Below are 16,699 nucleotides of genomic sequence, written 5' to 3'. Positions count from 1 at the left end.
GTACACGAGGACCGAATGCATGGGATCGCGACTCCAGGCTGTAATAGGGGTGTTCGCTCTGATGGGCGCCGGCCTGCTCCTGGCCAGTTGCTCGGACGACGTGGGCGTCGATCAGCATGGGCAGAAGGTAACGGTTGAACGCCTCGAAGGCCAGTGGCTCGTCATCAATTACTGGGCCGAATGGTGCGCGCCCTGCCGTACGGAAATTCCCGAACTCAACGCCTTCGCAGAGCAACAGAAGGACAAGGGCGTGAAAGTTCTGGGCGTCAATTTCGACGGGCTGCAGGGGGACGAGCTTGGCCAGGCCACGCAGAAGATGGGCATCCGCTTCACCGTACTGGCGGAGGACCCGTCCAAGCGATACGACCTGCCCCGGAGCGAGGCTTTGCCAGTCACCTACATCATCGATGCCCAGGGGAAATTGCGGGAGCGCCTGATGGGGGAGCAAACCGCCACCGGCCTTGCCGCCCGCCTCGAAGAATTGCGCAAGGGAGGCTAGGGGGTATGGCGAGAATCTGTCTGCACGGCTACGTGAGCGGCAAGGTCCAGGGTGTCTATTACCGCCAGTCGACCCAGGAACAGGCCGACCGCCTGGAGCTGGATGGCTGGGTGCGCAATCTGGCTGATGGCCGGGTCGAGGTGCTTCTGGAGGGAGAGGAAGACGCGGTGCGCGAATTGGCCGGCTGGCTGGAGCAGGGGCCTGCCGAGGCAAAGGTGACCGGCGTCGAGCTTCAGGAGCAACCGCTGCAGGGCATTACCGGCTTCATCGTGCGGCGCTGATGCCGCGAGGCGGGAGCGAGATGTGCTCGCTCCCGGACTCACTCAGTCCGAATCGCCCGGGTCGGCTGCAAGGCGCCCGGCATTCTTCATCAGCGACTGGAGAAACTCCTGTTGCAGTTCCGGATCGTTGCGGGTCAGCTCGATCAGGCTCTGTTCCAGTTCGCTGGCTTCCTCTTCAAGGCCCAGTTCCGACAGGCGCTTGACGCGATGGACCCACTGCGGGACTTCATCGTCCTCGAGGTCTTCGAAGATCAGCGAATGGGCTTCCGCCAGCTTGCCGCGCAGGGCGTGGCTGATGCCCAGGTTGGCGTCTGCTCGGGCGCTGTCCGTGGGGTCTTCGACACTCAGCTGGAGCTTGCCGATACGACTGATGTCCTGGTCGGCAAAGGGGCCGTCCAGCAGGTTGAGTCGCAGGATGCCATTGCGATCAGTGAGCAGCTCATGGGTATGGTTGCCCAGCTTGACCAGCACCGGGCGCTCCGCCCAGGGCGTGCTGGAGTATTCCATGCGCTTGTCCATCTGCTTCTCGTCGAGACTGGCCAGGTTCTGCTCGGAACGGCCATTGGACTCGACGTTCATCGCCGGGTTGAGACCGGCGAAGCCGTAGCTGATCCAGTCTTTGGTGGCGGTGTCCGGCAGGCTGCCGAGCAGTACCACATTGAGCACGTTGGCGCCGACGCCAGCGACTACCGCTACCGCACCCAGCGGAACCTCGTAGAGTTCCCGCCAGGGCTGGTAGGGGGTGTAGCGATCGTAGTGACGGCTGACCTCGAACTCGGTGACTTCGAAGGTCTTCTGCTCGTTGATGCGGATGCGTCGTTGCGGCAGTTCCAGGACCTGGGGATCGCCCACCTCGATCTGCAAGCTGTGATTGAGCAGTTTGCGCTCGACGCGCTCCTCGTGCTCGCTGCGCTGCGGCAAATGGTTGGCACAACCGCTGACGAAGAGGGCGCCGCACAAGGCGGCGCCGGCCAGGTAATGGGAACGGCGCTTGGACATTTTCTCGATCAGCGATTCACGCGGGCAGTGATGAAGGACAGAACCTCAGTGAGCGCTACAGCCTGGTTGTCGGTCTCACGGCGGTTCTTGTATTCCAGGTTGCCTTCGGCCAGGCCACGCTCGCTCACCACGATGCGGTGCGGAATGCCGATCAGCTCCATGTCGGCGAACTTCACGCCGGGGCTGGTCTTCTTGTCACGGTCGTCCAGCAGCACGTCGACGCCCGCAGCGCGCAGTTCGGCGTAGAGCTTGTCGGTCGCTTCCTTGACTGCCGGGGTCTCGTACTTGAGCGGCACCAGGGCGACCTGGAAGGGCGCCAGGGCTTCCGGCCAGAGGATGCCGCGCTCGTCGTAGTTCTGCTCGATGGCGGCGGCGACCACGCGGGACACGCCGATGCCATAGCAGCCCATGATCAGGGTCACCGGCTTGCCTTGCTCGCTCAGCACGCTCAGCTTCATGGCTTCGCTGTACTTGGTGCCCAGCTGGAAGATGTGGCCCACTTCGATGCCGCGCTTGATCACCAGGGTGCCCTTGCCGTCCGGGCTCGGGTCGCCAGCGACCACGTTGCGCAGGTCGGCGACTTCCGGCAGCGGCAGGTCGCGCTCCCAGTTCACGCCGAAGTAGTGCTTGTCGTCGATGTTGGCGCCGATGGCGAAGTCGCTCATCAGGGCGACGGAACGGTCGACTACGCAGGCCAGCGGCAGGTTCAGCGGGCCGAGCGAGCCGGCACCGGCACCGATGGCCTGGCGCAGTTCGGCTTCGCTGGCGAACACCAGCGGGTTGGCGATCTGGGGCAGGTTGGCAGCCTTGATTTCGTTCAGTTCGTGATCGCCACGAATGATCAACGCCACCAGGGTGCCTTCCTCGGCGCCGTGGACCACCAGGGTCTTGATGGTCTTCTCGATCGCCAGACCGAAGTTTTCCACCAGGTCGGCGATGGTCTTGGTGTTCGGGGTGTCGACCAGCTTCAGCTCCTGGCTCGGCGCGGGACGCTCGGTCTCGCGGGGCAGGGCTTCGGCCTTCTCGACGTTGGCGGCGTAATCGGAGCTGTCGCTGAAGGCGATGTCGTCTTCACCGGACTCGGCCAGCACGTGGAACTCGTGGGAACCGGTGCCGCCGATGGAGCCGGTGTCGGCCAGTACGGGGCGGAAATCCAGGCCCAGGCGGCTGAACACGTTGCAGTACGCCTGGTGCATGCGGTCGTAGGTTTCCTGCAGCGACTCCTGGTTCATGTGGAAGGAGTAGGCATCCTTCATCACAAACTCGCGGCCGCGCATCAGGCCGAAGCGCGGACGGATCTCGTCACGGAACTTGGTCTGGATCTGGTAGAAGTTGAGCGGCAGCTGCTTGTAGCTGTTCAGCTCATTGCGCGCCATGTCGGTGATGACTTCTTCGTGGGTCGGGCCGACGCAGAACTCGCGCTCATGGCGATCCTTCAGGCGCAGCAGCTCGGGGCCGTACTGCTGCCAACGACCGGACTCCTGCCACAGTTCGGCGGGCTGCACGGCGGGCATCAATACTTCCAGCGCACCAGCGGCATTCATCTCTTCGCGGACCACCGCCTCGACCTTGCGCAGAACACGCAGGCCCATTGGCAGCCAGGTGTAGAGGCCGGAAGCGAGCTTGCGGATCATGCCGGCGCGCAGCAGCAACTGGTGGCTGATCACCACGGCATCGGTGGGGGTTTCCTTGAGGGTAGACAGCAGGTACTGACTGGTACGCATGTTTGGCCGTTTTGTCGGTTGCGATGGGTTTGAATGGCTCGGCATTGTACGGCGCTGATCAAGTGGCGTACAGGATTGTGGTCCGGCAGAGCGAGGAGGGCGACGTAGTGAGTCTGACAGCGGAGCAGGTAGAGGCGCTCATTCGCAATGGGGTACCGATGGCGGAAGACATCGACCTGCGGATCGAGCGGATGGACGAACAGGGAGCGCTGGCGCGCGTGCCCTTCCAGCCCAGGTTGGTGCGACCGGGAGGAACCTTGTCCGGTCCGACCATCATGGCGCTGGCCGATGCTGCCATGTACGCGGTCGTGTTGGGCCGCCTGGGCAAAGTCGAAATGGCGGTGACATCCAACTTGAATATCAACTTCCTGGCTCGGCCCAAACCTGTGGATCTGCTTGCCGAGGCGAGGATTCTTAAACTCGGTCGTCGTCAGGCGGTATGTGAAGTTTCACTTTATTCACAAGGGGCGGAAGAGGATCTCGTTGCCCATGTGACCGGCACTTATGCGTTGCCATTGGTTGATTAAAGTTTGAGCAACTGTTTGGCGGCGATTTGATCAACTCGCGAGTCAAGTTCTTCCGCGCAAAAAGAAACCCGGCCTAGGCCGGGTTTCTTTCATCACTTATGTATACGCGGGGGATATTACAGGATATCCAGCGGGTACTCGGTGATTACGCGGATTTCGTCGTTCGCGGTACCGCCAGCGGAGCCGAAGAAGGCCATGTCGCTGTTGGCACGCCAGCTGGCGTGACGAATGCGGATGGACAGGTCTTTAGCTGCGCCTTCCTGAACCACGTACTTGGCTTCGATGTCGCGTTCCCATTCCTTGCCGTCTTCGCCAATTGCACCCGCGAAGGCGCCGTTCGGGTCGGCCTTGGTGCCGTCAACGTCGTCACCGGTGATGTAGCGAGCCATGAAGCTCAGGCCCGGAACACCGTACTGAGCCATGTTCAGGTCGTAGCGAACCTGGATGGACTTCTCGTTCGGGCCGTTGAAGTCGGAGTACTGGACGGAGTTGGCCAGGAAGATGGAGTCGCCGGAGTTCTGGCCGTCCATCGAGATGTAGTCGAAAGGCTCGTCGCCGTTCACTTTCTGGTAGGCCAGGGTGAACTTGTGGGCGCCGATGGAGTAGGCGGCGGCAGCGGACCAGGCGGTGGTATCCAGGTCGCCAGCGATGGCGTCGCCCTTGTCGGTGGTGCGGTAGACGTTGAAGTCCAGGTTCAGGGCTTGGCTGTCGCTGAACGGAATGTTCCAGTTCAGGTTGCCGTAGTACTGACGCCAGATGTCTTCCAGCTCGGCACCGTACAGGCTTGCGCTGACGTTGTCGGTGAAGGAGTAGGAGCCGCCTACGTAGTCAGCGCTGTTGCTAGCGAGGCCGGTGTAGGTGGTGGTGATTTCGCCGTGGCGGTTGGTGGAGGCGCTGCCGTCACGGATGGAGGTGAAGTGGCCGGCGTCGACGTTCAGGCCTTCGATCTCGCTGCTGGTCAGCTGGAAGCCTTCAGCGGAGCCCGGGAACAGGCGAGCGGTACCGGTGGCGAATACCGGAGCGGTCGGGAACAGGTTGCCGTACTTCAGCTGGGTGTTGGACACCTGCATCTTAACGGCGCCGCCAGCGTAGGAGTAATCGTCCTGGGAGCGGCCGTCGGAGCCGGTCGGGAGCAGGCCGGTACCGTTGGTGCCATTGCCGCTGTCCAGTTTCAGACCCAGCATGCCGTGGGCATCAACACCGAAGCCAACGGTGCCTTGGGTGAAGCCGGACTCGTACATGGCACTGATGCCATGGGCCCATTCTTTACGGTAGTTCTGGCTGGTGTTCGGGTTGTTACGGAAGTCACGGTAGAAGAAGAAGTTCTTGTTCAGCAGAGTCAGATTGCTGTCTTCTACGAAGCCCTTGGACTCTTCCTGGGCGCTGGCGAATGCCAACTGCATGCTACCGGCGGTCACGGCCAGAGCCAGTGCGCTCCACTTCATCACTTGCATTGTGATTGCTCCTTTGGTTTTGAAGATTCTCGCCGCTTTCTTATTTACGTGAAGGCGGTTCTTTCTTTTTGTGTCGGCGCTAACTTATAGCACGGCGACAATATTGGCGATAGTTGAAACCTAGTCCTTACGATTTCTTCACAGTGCTGTCGCAAATCGAGAAGAAGTGTGTCGCATATCTATAGGTTCGCTCTTGCATCCCTTCAACCCCTATGTATCCGAGGCACGGTGCGGGTGGGCGGCCATTGGATTCGTTCCCGTTCCCGCGAGTGACCTGGCACCTGCCAAGCAACAAACGTGCACAAACGACCAGGTATGGAAAGAAATCTTGCATTTGCCACGGGGTGCGCTCGTTGCCGCTCTACCAACGCCTGATCTGGCAATGCCTGATACGAAAAGCCACTGCCCTGAAATGAGGCATTTTGCGCGCTGGGTGGCTATTGACAGGCATTGCCTGAGCAGTCTGGGAAAGCCTCTACCCCGCGTTGTGACAGGCGCTGCGTAACCTCAGTGTGGCGGTAAGTAACGAAATGTTAATCGTGCGCGATCCTGGTGCGCGTGGTGACGGAGGCTTCCTCTATATAAGAAGCGCCGGTGAGCGAGTTCCGCTCGCCGCGAGCCTTGGCTATGCTGCGCGCCCCCGTGCCGGTCGCTAGGTCGGGGATGCTAATCTCGAACTCCCTACAGTCGAACAGGAGAGGCCAGTATGTTCGCCCTGGACCCAAGACTTCAGCAGGACACCCTGCCCATCGGTGATTTTCCCCTGTGCCGGCTGCTGTTGATGAATGACGCCCACTATCCCTGGTTCATCCTGGTGCCGCGCCGCGAAGAGGTCAGCGAGCTGTTCCAGCTCGGCGCTGACGAGCAGCGCCAGCTCTGGCAGGAAACCACTTTCCTCGCCGAGACCCTCAAGGACACCTTTGGTGCCGACAAGATGAACGTCGCGACCCTCGGCAATGTGGTCAGCCAGTTGCACATGCACGTAATCGTGCGCCGTCGCGAGGATGCGGCCTGGCCGTCCCCGGTCTGGGGGCGTCATCCGGCGGTGGCGTACTCGTCCGAGCAGGTCGCTGCCATTCGTGCCAAGCTGCGCATGGCGCTGGCCGATGATTTCCGCTTTGTGGAGGAGTGAGCCATGAGTCTGGAAATGCGCATCGCTGACCTGGAGAGCCGACTTGCCTTCCAGGACGACACCATTCAGACCCTCAACGACATCCTGGTCGAGCAGCAGCGTCTGGTGGATCGCCTGCAGCTCCAGGTGACGGCCCTTGCCCGGCGCCAGGAAGAGCTCCTCAGCCAGTTCGGGTCGAACGAGGACGAGGCGCCGCCGCCTCACTATTGAGCACGCAAGAAAAAGCCCGCCGATTGGCGGGCTTTTTCATCTGCCTCAGCGTCGGCTGGGGAGCGCGGCAATCACGTCCTCTGCCTGCAGGCCCTTGTCCCGCTGGATGACCGAGAACTCCACGCGCTGTCCTTCGATCAGTACGCGGTGACCTTCGCCGCGGATGGCGCGGAAGTGCACGAAGATGTCATCCCCGGAATCACGGGAGATGAAACCGAAGCCCTTGGATGTGTTGAACCACTTCACTGTGCCGGTTTCGCGGTTGGACATGTCCTGGGGCAGCGGCGGCGCCTGGGTCACCTTGCGCAGGTTGATGGCCAGGTGCAGTGCAACGGCGAGGATCACGGTCAGGAGGCTGACGAGGATGGCCGGCTGCGCACCGATTTCGGGCATCGGTGCCAGGAGGATCAGCGTTTGCAGGATCACCGCCAGGACCAGCAGGGCGGAGACGAGGGTCTGCAACTGGTTGTGCAGTCCCTTGGCCCAGGCCGGAACCACCGGGGCCAACAGCAGGTTGAGCAGACCGAAGAACGCCAGGTAAAGGGCTTCGGGTTGTTGCAGGTAGGGCAGGGCGTCAGCGCGCAGGCTCGGAATGAAGGACAGCAATAAAGCGGCAGCGCCCGTCAACAGATGGACGATTTTCAACATGTTCAATGGATCACCTTGGAAACGGAATCTCAGACGGAAAAGAGCCGGTACATGCGGGATGAAAAGAGCATGGAGCCGGCCTATGCCGCAGGTCAGGGGATTGACTTGCGGCACCGGCTGTATTTAACAGCAAAGGACAGGGCTACTCAAATCAAGCGGTTAGCGCTGCTTCAGGGGCTGCGGGATGCACCTGATTGCGGCCATTGCGCTTGGCCTGGTAGAGGGCGTCGTCGGCTCGGGTGATAAGACTTTCGAGGGTGTCGCCGGGTTCCGCGAGAGCGAGGCCGAAGCTTGCGGTGATGGTATCGAGCACCTGGTCCGTACGGCGGACCTTCACACGCAGTGCCTGCATTTTATTGCGCAGTTGCTCGGCGAAGGCGCGGGCCGTGTCCAGGTTCTGGCAATCACGCAGCAGCACACAGAACTCTTCCCCGCCGTAGCGACCGGCCATGCCGCGCGGTGGCAGCAGTTCCCGCAGCAGTTGGCCGACATGCTGGAGGACGCGATCCCCGAGCGGATGGCCGAACTGGTCGTTGAATTGCTTGAAGTGATCAATGTCCAGCATCACCAGCGCCAGGCCTTCCTGATCGTTCTTCAGGGACTGTTCCAGCAGGCGAGTGAAAGCCTGGCGGTTGAATACCTGGGTCAGGCCATCCAGCGTGGCGGCCAGTTGCGCGCGTTCCAGCTGGTTGCGCAGGTGCTGGATTTCCGCCTGGGCGGCCTGCAGGCGATAGAGGAATTGCTCCTGCTGTTCCTGCATCAGCTGGGTGCTTTCCTGCAGGTGGTTCAGCACGCTGGGAAGGTCGTCGATGATGGGCTCATGGAGGGCCGCCAGACCCGCCGTCAGGCTGCTCTGGTACGCCTGGCCGCCGCTGACGCTGCGACTGACATCACCCTCGATGTCATCCACCAGGTCGATGACCTGCTGCTGCCCCTGGCGTGCTTCCTCGAGCTCGCCACGGATGATGTACTCGCGAAACAGCTTGAGGGCCGAGTCCGGAGGGAAGACGTCGAAGTCGTTGGTGATTTTGTCCAGTCGGCGATTGAGATCCGGATCCATGCCCTTGCTGTAGGTGTACCAGAGGGCGTAATGCACCGGGTTCGGCGGAATGGAGTGACGCACCATGTGAGGAACGGCCTGCTTGAGCAGGTCGGCGGCCTCACGGGTTTCTTCGGGGAAAAGCTCAAGCAGCGACGGATGTTTCGGAGGCTTGCTCATGCACTTCACTGTGGACAGATGTCGAATTGCCAGAGCATAGATCAGGCAGACTGTCGCGCATAGCGAAAGGCCCGGTTTCCCGGGCCTTTTTGAAATGCCTGAAGGTCAGGCGGCGAGCAGGCTGCGGAGCATCCACGCAGTTTTCTCGTGGACTTGCATGCGCTGGGTCAGCAAGTCGGCGGTGGGCTCGTCGCTGACCTTGTCCAGCAACGGGAAAATGCCACGGGCAGTGCGGACTACCGCTTCCTGGCCCTGTACCAGCTGCTTGATCATGTCTTCGGCGGCCGGAACGCCTTCTTCTTCCTTGATGGAGGACAGACGGGCGTAGGCGGCGTAGGTGCCGGGGGCTGCGAAGCCCAGGGCGCGGATACGCTCGGCAATGGAGTCCACCGCCAGGGCCAGTTCGTTGTACTGGCCCTCGAACATCAGGTGCAGGGTGTTGAACATCGGTCCGGTGACGTTCCAATGGAAATTGTGGGTCTTGAGATAGAGGGTGTAGGTGTCGGCCAGCAGGCGGGACAGGCCCTCTGCGATAGCTGCACGATCCTGTTCGGCGATTCCGATGTTGATTTCCATACCAGTTCTCCTCTCGGTAGCTTGTGGCCCGCACCGGGCCCGTGATGGAAAAAGCCTAACACGGGCCGGGTGCGGGGCGGCCTTGTCTTCTATCAATGAATGCAATGCTTAGAAGTCATTGGTCTTTGCCGGTTTCATTTCTTGTTTAGAAACTTGCCCAGCAGTCGCGGGTAGCTGGCGGGCAATAAACGCTGCAGGTGATCGAGGAAGCGCGCGTCGGCGCCGACCATGATGCGTGGCTGGCCAGCCTGCACGCCCTTGATGATGGCCTGTGCCGCCTGCTGTGCCGAGGTGCGCGCCAGCTTGTCGAAATGGATGGCCGCCTTGGCCGCATCCGTCTTGCCATCGATGCCCCGATAGAAGCGTGCCGAGCGGGCGATATTGGTGCGGATGCCGCCCGGATGAACGCAACTGACCTTGATGGCGGTACCGCAGAGTTCCTGGCGCAGTGCTTCGGTGAAGCCTCGCACCGCGAACTTGCTGGCGTTGTAGGCGCCCTGGGTGGGCATGCTGACGATGCCGAAGATGCTCGATACGTTGACGATATGCCCTTCGCCCTGATCCAGCAGGTGGGGAAGGAAGGCCTTGGTGCCGTGGACCACGCCCCAGAAGTTGATGCCCATCAGCCATTCGAAATCGTCGTAGCGCAGCTCGGCGATGGTCTGGGAGACCGCCACGCCGGCATTGTTGATCACCAGGTCGGTTCGTCCGTGCCGGGCCAGTACGCTGTCGGCGAAGGCGTGAACGGCCTCGCGGTTGGAGACGTCCAGTGTGTGGGTGGAAAGTTGCAGGCTTTCGCGGCGCAGTGGCGAAGCGGTGGCCTCGAGACCTTCGGCGTCAATATCGGCGAGGGCCAGATGGCAACCCATGCCTGCCAACTGGTGGGCGAGGGCGCGACCGATGCCGGACGCGGCTCCCGTGATGACTGCGACTTTCCCTGCAAGCGATTGCATCTCCACTCCTTCCTTGTGTGCCACGTGTCCGTCCGTCGGGTGAGTGCAGGCGAGCTTAGACACTGCCCTGTGGCCCAGCAAGCGAACCCACTCTCGGTCGGGGCGTCGGACCGGGCGGGGAGGGCGGCTGCGCGGTGACAATTTACGCTATATAATCCCGCTCTTTGCCGCGAACCCCGGCCCGTCCGGCAGGGGGTTGCACTTCCGCCGGATGCTCCGTCGCCTCAGGGCGGGCGGACGAATTCACGACTCAAGAGAAGCGAAACACGACCATGATGCGCAGCCACTATTGCGGCCAACTGAACGAGAGCCTGGACGGCCAGGAAGTCACCCTCTGCGGTTGGGTACACCGCCGCCGCGACCACGGCGGGGTCATTTTCCTCGATATCCGTGACCGCGAAGGCCTGGCCCAGGTGGTGTTCGACCCGGATCGCGAAGAAACCTTCGCCCGCGCCGACCGCGTCCGCAGCGAATTCGTGGTGAAGATCACCGGTAAGGTCCGTCTGCGTCCGGAAGGCGCGCGCAACGCCAACATGGCTTCCGGTGCCATCGAAGTGCTGGGTTACGAGCTGGAAGTCCTGAACCAGGCGGAAACCCCGCCGTTCCCGCTGGACGAATACTCCGACGTGGGCGAAGAAACCCGCCTGCGCTACCGCTTCATCGACCTGCGTCGCCCGGAAATGGCTGCCAAGCTGAAGCTGCGCGCGCGCATCACCAGCAGCATCCGCCGCTACCTGGACGAGAACGGTTTCCTTGACGTGGAAACCCCGATCCTGGGTCGCCCGACTCCGGAAGGCGCACGCGACTACCTGGTGCCGAGCCGCACCTACCCGGGCCACTTCTTCGCCCTGCCGCAGTCGCCCCAGCTGTTCAAGCAGCTGCTGATGGTGGCCGGCTTCGACCGCTACTACCAGATTGCCAAGTGCTTCCGCGACGAAGACCTGCGTGCCGACCGCCAGCCGGAATTCACCCAGATCGATATCGAGACCAGCTTCCTGGAAGAAAGCGACATCATCGAAATCACCGAGAAGATGGTGCGTCAGCTGTTCAAGGAAGTGCTGGACGTCGAGTTCGACGAGTTCCCGCACATGCCGTTCGAAGAAGCCATGCGCCGCTACGGCTCCGACAAGCCGGACCTGCGTATCCCGCTGGAACTGGTCGATGTAGCCGACCAGCTGAAGGGCGTGGAATTCAAGGTGTTCTCCGGCCCGGCCAACGATCCGAAAGGCCGTGTTGCCGCCCTGCGCGTACCGGGCGCCGCTTCCATGCCGCGCAGCCAGATCGACGATTACACCAAGTTCGTCGGCATCTACGGTGCCAAGGGCCTGGCCTACATCAAGGTCAACGAGCGCGCCAAGGGCGTCGAAGGCCTGCAGTCGCCGATCGTCAAGTTCATCCCCGAGGAGAACCTCAATGTAATCCTCGATCGCGTGGGCGCGGTTGATGGCGACATCGTGTTCTTCGGCGCCGACAAGGCCAAGATCGTCTGCGACGCCCTGGGCGCGCTGCGTATCAAGGTTGGCCATGACCTCAAGCTGCTCACCAAGGAGTGGGCGCCGATGTGGGTCGTGGACTTCCCGATGTTCGAAGAGAACGACGACGGTAGCCTGACTTCGCTGCACCACCCGTTCACCTCGCCCAAGTGCACTCCGCAGGAACTGGAAGCCAACCCGGCCGCCGCGCTGTCCCGCGCCTACGACATGGTGCTCAACGGCACCGAACTGGGCGGCGGCTCCATCCGTATCCACGACAAGTCCATGCAGCAGGCGGTGTTCCGCGTACTGGGTATCGATGACGCGGAGCAGGAAGAGAAGTTCGGCTTCCTCCTCGATGCGCTGAAGTACGGTGCACCGCCGCACGGTGGCCTGGCCTTCGGCCTGGATCGCCTGGTGATGCTGATGACCGGCGCTTCGTCGATCCGCGAAGTGATCGCCTTCCCGAAAACCCAGAGCGCCGGCGACGTCATGACCCAGGCACCGGGCACCGTGGACGCCAAGGCCCTGCGCGAGCTGAACATCCGCCTGCGCGAACAGGCCAAGGCCGAGTAATCGGAACCAACCCAAGACGGCGCCACAGGGCGCCGTCCGTTATAGAGAGTACGGAGTGAGTTATGGCTGGTCATTCGAAATGGGCCAACATCAAGCACCGCAAGGAACGCCAGGACGCCAAGCGCGGCAAGATCTTCACCAAGCTCATCCGTGAGCTGACCGTTGCCGCCAAGCATGGTGGTGGCAATCCGGCGGACAACCCGCGTCTGCGTCTGGCGGTGGACAAGGCGCTGACCGCGAACATGACCCGCGACACCATCGATCGCGCCATCGCCCGTGGTGCCGGCTCCAACGAAGCCGACAACATGGTCGAACTCAGCTACGAAGGTTACGCACCGAGCGGCGTGGCGATCATCATCGAAGCCATGACCGACAACCGCAACCGTACCGCGGCGGAAGTGCGTCATGCCTTCAGCAAGTGCGGTGGCAACCTGGGTACCGATGGTTCGGTGGCCTACATGTTCGACCGCAAGGGCCAGATCAGCTACGCGCCTGGCGTGAATGAAGAAGCCCTGATGGAAGCAGCCCTGGAAGCTGGTGCCGATGACGTCGTGGCTGGCGAAGATGGCTCCGTCGAGGTCTACACCACCTTTGCCGACTTCCTCTCGGTGAACGAGGCCCTGACCGCCGCCGGCTTCAAGGGCGACGAGGCCGAAGTGGCGATGATCCCGTCGATCACCGCGCCCATCACCGACCTGGAAACCGCGCAGAAGGTGATGAAGCTGATCGACATGCTGGAAGACCTGGACGATGTCCAGAATGTCTACCACAACGCTGAGATCCCAGACGAGATCATGGAGCAGCTCGGCTGAGTGCTGGCGTGATCCCGAAGCCGGAAGTCGCCTCGAGCGCTTCCGGCTTTTTTGTTGGCGGGCGGCTCCGTATACTCGCGGCTGGATAAATAGACAGTGTGCCGGTCTCGCGCCGGCCTGTGGAGTTGGCGGCTGCATGACCCTGATTCTTGGTATCGACCCCGGTTCGCGCATCACCGGCTACGGAGTGGTTCGTGACACCGGGCGCGGCTGCGAGTACGTTGCCTCGGGCTGCATCCGTACCGGCGCCGGCGCATTGCACGAGCGCCTGCAGATCGTCTTCCGCGGTGTCAGTGAAGTCATTCGCTCCTATGAACCGGTGACCATGGGCATCGAACAGGTGTTCATGGCACGCAATGCCGATTCCGCCCTCAAGCTGGGGCAGGCCCGTGGCGCCGCCATTGTCGCGGCCGCCGAAGCGGGCCTCGAGATCGCCGAGTACACCGCCAGCCAGGTCAAGCAGGCTATCGCCGGTACCGGTGGTGCCGACAAGCAGCAGGTGCAGATGATGGTGATGCACCTGCTCAAGCTGGTGCAGAAACCGCAGATCGATGCCTCGGACGCCCTGGCAATCGCCCTGTGTCATGCGCACCACCGGCAGAGCCTGATTCCCCATGGACTGGCCAGCGCCAAGCGGCGCGGCGGCCGTCTCCGTCTGTAATCAATTCAAAGGACGCTATTCGTGATTGGACGCCTGCGCGGCAACCTGGCGGAAAAGCAACCGCCGCACCTGATACTTGACGTCAACGGTGTTGGCTACGAGCTGGAAGTACCCATGACCACCCTCTATCGCCTGCCTTCGGTGGGTGAGCCGGTGACCCTGCACACCCATCTGGTGGTGCGCGAGGATGCTCATCTGCTCTATGGCTTCTTCGAGAAGCGTGAGCGCGAGCTGTTCCGGGAGCTGATCCGCCTGAACGGCGTTGGGCCGAAGCTGGCCCTGGCGCTGATGTCCGGCCTGGAAGTCGATGAGCTGGTGCGCTGCGTGCAGGCCCAGGACACCTCTACCCTGGTGAAGATTCCAGGCGTCGGCAAGAAGACCGCCGAGCGCCTGCTGGTGGAGCTCAAGGACCGCTTCAAGGCCTGGGAAAGCATGCCGGCCATCGCCACCCTGGTGGTCGAACCCCGGGTTGGCGTGGCAGTCTCCAGTGCGGAGAATGACGCCCTGGCCGCGCTTATCGCCCTCGGGTTCAAGCCCCAGGAAGCCAGCCGTGCGGTCTCCGCCATCAAGGAAGACGGCCTGTCCAGTGAAGAAATGATCCGCCGCGCCCTGAAAGGAATGGTGTAAGTCCGCATGATCGAAGCCGACCGCCTCATCACTGCCAGCAGTCGCGACCGCGACGAGCAGCTGGACCGTGCCATTCGCCCGCTGCGGCTGGCCGACTACATCGGCCAGCCGGTAGTGCGCGAGCAGATGGAACTGTTCATCCAGGCTGCCAAGGGGCGTAGCGAGGCCCTCGACCATACGCTGATCTTCGGTCCGCCTGGCCTGGGCAAGACGACCCTGGCGAACATCATCGCCAGCGAGATGGGCGTGGCCATCAAGAGCACCTCCGGCCCGGTACTGGAGCGGCCCGGCGATCTCGCGGCGCTGCTGACCAACCTGGAAGCCGGCGACGTGCTCTTCGTCGACGAAATCCACCGCCTCTCACCCATCGTCGAAGAGGTGCTCTACCCGGCGATGGAAGACTTCCAGCTCGACATCATGATCGGTGAAGGCCCGGCGGCCCGTTCGATCAAGCTGGACTTGCCGCCCTTCACCCTGGTGGGTGCCACCACCCGTGCCGGCATGCTGACCAACCCGCTGCGCGACCGCTTCGGTATCGTTCAGCGCCTGGAGTTCTACAGCACCCAGGACCTGGCGACCATCGTCGCCCGTTCTGCCAGCATCCTCGGTCTGCACATCGAGCCCGAGGGCGCCTTCGAGATCGCGCGCCGTGCCCGTGGCACGCCGCGTATCGCCAACCGCCTGTTGCGCCGGGTGCGCGACTTCGCCGAAGTTCGTGGCGAGGGGCAGATCACCCGCATCATCGCCGACAAGGCGCTGAACCTGCTGGACGTCGATGAACGTGGCTTCGACCACCAGGACCGGCGTCTACTGCTGACGATGATCGACAAGTTCGATGGCGGTCCGGTGGGGATCGATAACCTGGCGGCGGCGATCAGCGAAGAACGCCACACGATCGAAGACGTTCTCGAGCCCTACCTGATTCAGCAGGGTTACATCATGCGGACGCCGAGGGGGAGGGTGGTCACCCGTCATGCCTATTTACATTTCGGGCTGAACCTTCCCAAGCGTATGGCGGACAATCCGACCGCCGATCTGTTCGGTTCGGGTGACGATTAGACGCTTCCGTGGTCGAAGCGCTCGGCAGGGACGCAGCCATGAAAAAACAGTTGCCTGGCCGGATTGGCAACCTTAGGAGTAAGCACTAGAGTATGCGCGCGCAAAATGGGGCCCAGCCGTTCCAGCATCGCTGTCGTGTCTATTACGAAGACACCGATGCCGGCGGAATCGTCTACTACGTCAATTACCTCAAGTTCATGGAGCGGGCTCGAACCGAGCGTCTGCGCAGTCTGGGCTTTGCCCAGTCCACGCTTGCCGGGGAGAACCTGCTATTCGTCGTGCATTCGGCCGAGGCGCGCTACATGGCGCCGGCGAAGCTGGACGACGAGCTGAATGTCAGTGCCGAGGTAATGGAGTTGAACCGTGCGAGCCTGCGTTTTCGTCAACAGGTCAGGCGCGCCTCCGATGATGCATTGCTGTGCGAAGGGCAGTTCCTGATTGCCTGTGTACGTGCCGACAGTTTGAAACCCCGGGCGATTCCCGAAGCGCTGCGTAAAGCCTTCGCCACCGACCCGGGTCTATTCCCAGCAGGAGATTAAGCGTGGAAGCCAACGTCGTCGACCATACCTCCATGTGGAGCCTGATCAGCAACGCCAGTATCGTGGTGCAGCTGGTCATGCTGACCCTGGTGGCCGCATCGGTCACCTCCTGGATCATGATTTTCCAGCGAAGCAACATGCTGCGTGCCGCCAAGAAGTCCCTGGAGACTTTCGAAGAGCGCTTCTGGTCTGGTATCGACCTGTCCAAGCTGTACCGCCAGGCGGGCAGCAACCCGGACCCGGACTGCGGTGTGGAGCAGATCTTCCGCGCCGGTTTCAAGGAGTTTTCCCGTCTGCGCCAGCAGGCCGGCGTTGACCCGGACGCAGTGATGGAAGGTGTTTCCCGCGCCATGCGCGTGGCCATCTCCCGCGAGGAAGAGAAGCTCGAACAGAGCCTGCCGTTCCTCGCCACCGTCGGTTCCACCAGCCCGTACATCGGCCTGTTCGGCACGGTGTGGGGCATCATGAACTCCTTCCGCGGCTTGGCCCAGGTCCAGCAGGCGACCCTGGCCACCGTGGCTCCCGGCATCGCCGAGGCCCTGATTGCCACCGCGATCGGCCTGTTCGCCGCGATCCCGGCCGTTATCGCCTACAACCGCTTCGCCGCTCGCGGTGAAACCCTTGTCGGCCGCTACTACACCTTCGCCGACGAGTTCCAGGCCATCCTGCACCGCAAGGTGCATACCAGCGACGAGTGAATCGCCGGGACCCTGACAGGAAAGGTTTCAAGC

At 62.2% G+C, this 16,699-nt stretch carries 19 protein-coding genes; 12 read left to right on the top strand and 7 right to left on the bottom strand.

Going from position 1 to position 16,699, the window contains the following annotated elements:
- Nucleotides 1–19: 19 nt before the first annotated feature.
- Nucleotides 20–499 (top strand): TlpA disulfide reductase family protein, encoded by a 480-nt coding sequence (locus FXN65_RS21515; RefSeq protein ID WP_151136223.1) that lies wholly within the window; start codon nt 20–22, stop codon nt 497–499.
- A 5-nt stretch (nt 500–504) separates the two neighbouring features.
- Nucleotides 505–780, top strand: a complete 276-nt coding sequence (locus FXN65_RS21510) for an acylphosphatase (RefSeq protein WP_151136221.1) — start codon at nt 505–507, stop codon at nt 778–780.
- A gap of 42 nt (nt 781–822) precedes the next feature.
- Here the strand turns inward: FXN65_RS21510 and FXN65_RS21505 are convergent, their stop codons facing one another.
- Both FXN65_RS21505 and FXN65_RS21500 read right to left on the bottom strand, forming a co-directional pair.
- Entirely contained in the window at nt 823–1,779 is a 957-nt protein-coding gene (locus FXN65_RS21505; protein WP_151136219.1) for a hypothetical protein, read from the bottom strand.
- An 8-nt stretch (nt 1,780–1,787) separates the two neighbouring features.
- Nucleotides 1,788–3,503: a proline--tRNA ligase gene (locus FXN65_RS21500; RefSeq protein WP_151136217.1), complete on the bottom strand. Its 1,716-nt coding sequence runs from the start codon at nt 3,501–3,503 to the stop codon at nt 1,788–1,790.
- Nucleotides 3,504–3,616: 113 nt separating this feature from the next.
- On the opposite strand from FXN65_RS21500, the gene FXN65_RS21495 reads away from it, so the two are divergent.
- Nucleotides 3,617–4,030, top strand: a complete 414-nt coding sequence (locus FXN65_RS21495) for a PaaI family thioesterase (RefSeq protein WP_151138904.1) — start codon at nt 3,617–3,619, stop codon at nt 4,028–4,030.
- Nucleotides 4,031–4,146: 116 nt separating this feature from the next.
- Here the strand turns inward: FXN65_RS21495 and FXN65_RS21490 are convergent, their stop codons facing one another.
- The gene (locus FXN65_RS21490; protein WP_151136215.1) at nt 4,147–5,484 is read right to left on the bottom strand and encodes an OprD family porin; all 1,338 of its coding nucleotides are present in this window, start codon (nt 5,482–5,484) and stop codon (nt 4,147–4,149) included.
- Nucleotides 5,485–6,190: 706 nt separating this feature from the next.
- Between FXN65_RS21490 and FXN65_RS21485 the strand changes: the two genes are divergently transcribed.
- Both FXN65_RS21485 and FXN65_RS21480 read left to right on the top strand, forming a co-directional pair.
- Nucleotides 6,191–6,616 carry an HIT family protein gene (locus tag FXN65_RS21485; protein WP_151136213.1) on the top strand — a complete coding sequence of 142 codons (426 nt, stop codon included), beginning with the start codon at nt 6,191–6,193 and terminating at the stop codon, nt 6,614–6,616.
- Between the two features lie 3 nt (nt 6,617–6,619).
- A complete protein-coding gene (locus FXN65_RS21480) occupies nt 6,620–6,826 on the top strand; it encodes a SlyX family protein (protein WP_151136211.1) in 207 nt (68 codons plus the stop codon).
- Between the two features lie 45 nt (nt 6,827–6,871).
- Here the strand turns inward: FXN65_RS21480 and FXN65_RS28590 are convergent, their stop codons facing one another.
- From FXN65_RS28590 to FXN65_RS21460, 4 genes are all read right to left on the bottom strand, one after another.
- Nucleotides 6,872–7,474 (bottom strand): cold-shock protein, encoded by a 603-nt coding sequence (locus FXN65_RS28590; RefSeq protein WP_151136209.1) that lies wholly within the window; start codon nt 7,472–7,474, stop codon nt 6,872–6,874.
- A gap of 151 nt (nt 7,475–7,625) precedes the next feature.
- Complete coding sequence (locus FXN65_RS21470; RefSeq protein ID WP_151136207.1) at nt 7,626–8,693, bottom strand: GGDEF domain-containing protein; 1,068 nt, start codon at nt 8,691–8,693, stop codon at nt 7,626–7,628.
- A 105-nt stretch (nt 8,694–8,798) separates the two neighbouring features.
- Nucleotides 8,799–9,269 carry a Dps family protein gene (locus FXN65_RS21465; RefSeq protein WP_151136205.1) on the bottom strand — a complete coding sequence of 157 codons (471 nt, stop codon included), beginning with the start codon at nt 9,267–9,269 and terminating at the stop codon, nt 8,799–8,801.
- 134 nt (nt 9,270–9,403) lie between these two features.
- The gene (locus tag FXN65_RS21460; protein ID WP_151136204.1) at nt 9,404–10,222 is read right to left on the bottom strand and encodes an SDR family NAD(P)-dependent oxidoreductase; all 819 of its coding nucleotides are present in this window, start codon (nt 10,220–10,222) and stop codon (nt 9,404–9,406) included.
- Between the two features lie 272 nt (nt 10,223–10,494).
- On the opposite strand from FXN65_RS21460, the gene aspS reads away from it, so the two are divergent.
- The 7 genes from aspS to tolQ all read left to right on the top strand — a co-directional run bounded on the left by aspS (nt 10,495) and on the right by tolQ (nt 16,666).
- The gene (aspS, locus tag FXN65_RS21455) at nt 10,495–12,270 is read left to right on the top strand and encodes an aspartate--tRNA ligase (protein ID WP_151136202.1); all 1,776 of its coding nucleotides are present in this window, start codon (nt 10,495–10,497) and stop codon (nt 12,268–12,270) included.
- 62 nt (nt 12,271–12,332) lie between these two features.
- The gene (locus tag FXN65_RS21450) at nt 12,333–13,082 is read left to right on the top strand and encodes a YebC/PmpR family DNA-binding transcriptional regulator (protein WP_151136200.1); all 750 of its coding nucleotides are present in this window, start codon (nt 12,333–12,335) and stop codon (nt 13,080–13,082) included.
- 136 nt (nt 13,083–13,218) lie between these two features.
- Entirely contained in the window at nt 13,219–13,743 is a 525-nt protein-coding gene (gene ruvC, locus FXN65_RS21445; protein WP_151136198.1) for a crossover junction endodeoxyribonuclease RuvC, read from the top strand.
- A 21-nt stretch (nt 13,744–13,764) separates the two neighbouring features.
- Nucleotides 13,765–14,370, top strand: coding sequence for a Holliday junction branch migration protein RuvA (ruvA, locus tag FXN65_RS21440; RefSeq protein WP_151136196.1), 606 nt, complete (start codon nt 13,765–13,767; stop codon nt 14,368–14,370).
- Between the two features lie 6 nt (nt 14,371–14,376).
- The gene (gene ruvB / locus FXN65_RS21435) at nt 14,377–15,429 is read left to right on the top strand and encodes a Holliday junction branch migration DNA helicase RuvB (protein ID WP_151136194.1); all 1,053 of its coding nucleotides are present in this window, start codon (nt 14,377–14,379) and stop codon (nt 15,427–15,429) included.
- Between the two features lie 92 nt (nt 15,430–15,521).
- Nucleotides 15,522–15,968 (top strand): tol-pal system-associated acyl-CoA thioesterase, encoded by a 447-nt coding sequence (ybgC, locus tag FXN65_RS21430; protein ID WP_151136192.1) that lies wholly within the window; start codon nt 15,522–15,524, stop codon nt 15,966–15,968.
- Nucleotides 15,969–15,970: 2 nt separating this feature from the next.
- Nucleotides 15,971–16,666 carry a protein TolQ gene (gene tolQ, locus FXN65_RS21425; protein ID WP_151136190.1) on the top strand — a complete coding sequence of 232 codons (696 nt, stop codon included), beginning with the start codon at nt 15,971–15,973 and terminating at the stop codon, nt 16,664–16,666.
- Nucleotides 16,667–16,699: the final 33 nt, after the last annotated feature.

It is taken from the genome of Pseudomonas lalkuanensis, from assembly GCF_008807375.1.
Lineage (GTDB): Bacteria > Pseudomonadota > Gammaproteobacteria > Pseudomonadales > Pseudomonadaceae > Metapseudomonas > Metapseudomonas lalkuanensis.
The sequence above is the reverse complement of the archived record's forward strand: the minus strand, read 5'-3'. Positions and strand labels throughout refer to the sequence as shown.

What these genes read in the sequence shown, in the direction of transcription:
- FXN65_RS21460 (WP_151136204.1), bottom strand. Translation starts at nt 10,222, where the DNA reads ATGCAATCGCTTGCAGGGAAAGTCGCAGTCATCACGGGAGCCGCGTCC.
- FXN65_RS21465 (WP_151136205.1), bottom strand. Translation starts at nt 9,269, where the DNA reads ATGGAAATCAACATCGGAATCGCCGAACAGGATCGTGCAGCTATCGCA.
- FXN65_RS21490 (WP_151136215.1), bottom strand. Translation starts at nt 5,484, where the DNA reads ATGCAAGTGATGAAGTGGAGCGCACTGGCTCTGGCCGTGACCGCCGGT.
- ruvB (WP_151136194.1), top strand. Translation starts at nt 14,377, where the DNA reads ATGATCGAAGCCGACCGCCTCATCACTGCCAGCAGTCGCGACCGCGAC.
- FXN65_RS21480 (WP_151136211.1), top strand. Translation starts at nt 6,620, where the DNA reads ATGAGTCTGGAAATGCGCATCGCTGACCTGGAGAGCCGACTTGCCTTC.
- FXN65_RS21510 (WP_151136221.1), top strand. Translation starts at nt 505, where the DNA reads ATGGCGAGAATCTGTCTGCACGGCTACGTGAGCGGCAAGGTCCAGGGT.
- FXN65_RS21515 (WP_151136223.1), top strand. Translation starts at nt 20, where the DNA reads ATGGGATCGCGACTCCAGGCTGTAATAGGGGTGTTCGCTCTGATGGGC.
- FXN65_RS28590 (WP_151136209.1), bottom strand. Translation starts at nt 7,474, where the DNA reads ATGTTGAAAATCGTCCATCTGTTGACGGGCGCTGCCGCTTTATTGCTG.
- FXN65_RS21470 (WP_151136207.1), bottom strand. Translation starts at nt 8,693, where the DNA reads ATGAGCAAGCCTCCGAAACATCCGTCGCTGCTTGAGCTTTTCCCCGAA.
- ybgC (WP_151136192.1), top strand. Translation starts at nt 15,522, where the DNA reads ATGCGCGCGCAAAATGGGGCCCAGCCGTTCCAGCATCGCTGTCGTGTC.
- aspS (WP_151136202.1), top strand. Translation starts at nt 10,495, where the DNA reads ATGATGCGCAGCCACTATTGCGGCCAACTGAACGAGAGCCTGGACGGC.
- FXN65_RS21450 (WP_151136200.1), top strand. Translation starts at nt 12,333, where the DNA reads ATGGCTGGTCATTCGAAATGGGCCAACATCAAGCACCGCAAGGAACGC.
- FXN65_RS21500 (WP_151136217.1), bottom strand. Translation starts at nt 3,503, where the DNA reads ATGCGTACCAGTCAGTACCTGCTGTCTACCCTCAAGGAAACCCCCACC.
- FXN65_RS21485 (WP_151136213.1), top strand. Translation starts at nt 6,191, where the DNA reads ATGTTCGCCCTGGACCCAAGACTTCAGCAGGACACCCTGCCCATCGGT.
- FXN65_RS21505 (WP_151136219.1), bottom strand. Translation starts at nt 1,779, where the DNA reads ATGTCCAAGCGCCGTTCCCATTACCTGGCCGGCGCCGCCTTGTGCGGC.
- ruvC (WP_151136198.1), top strand. Translation starts at nt 13,219, where the DNA reads ATGACCCTGATTCTTGGTATCGACCCCGGTTCGCGCATCACCGGCTAC.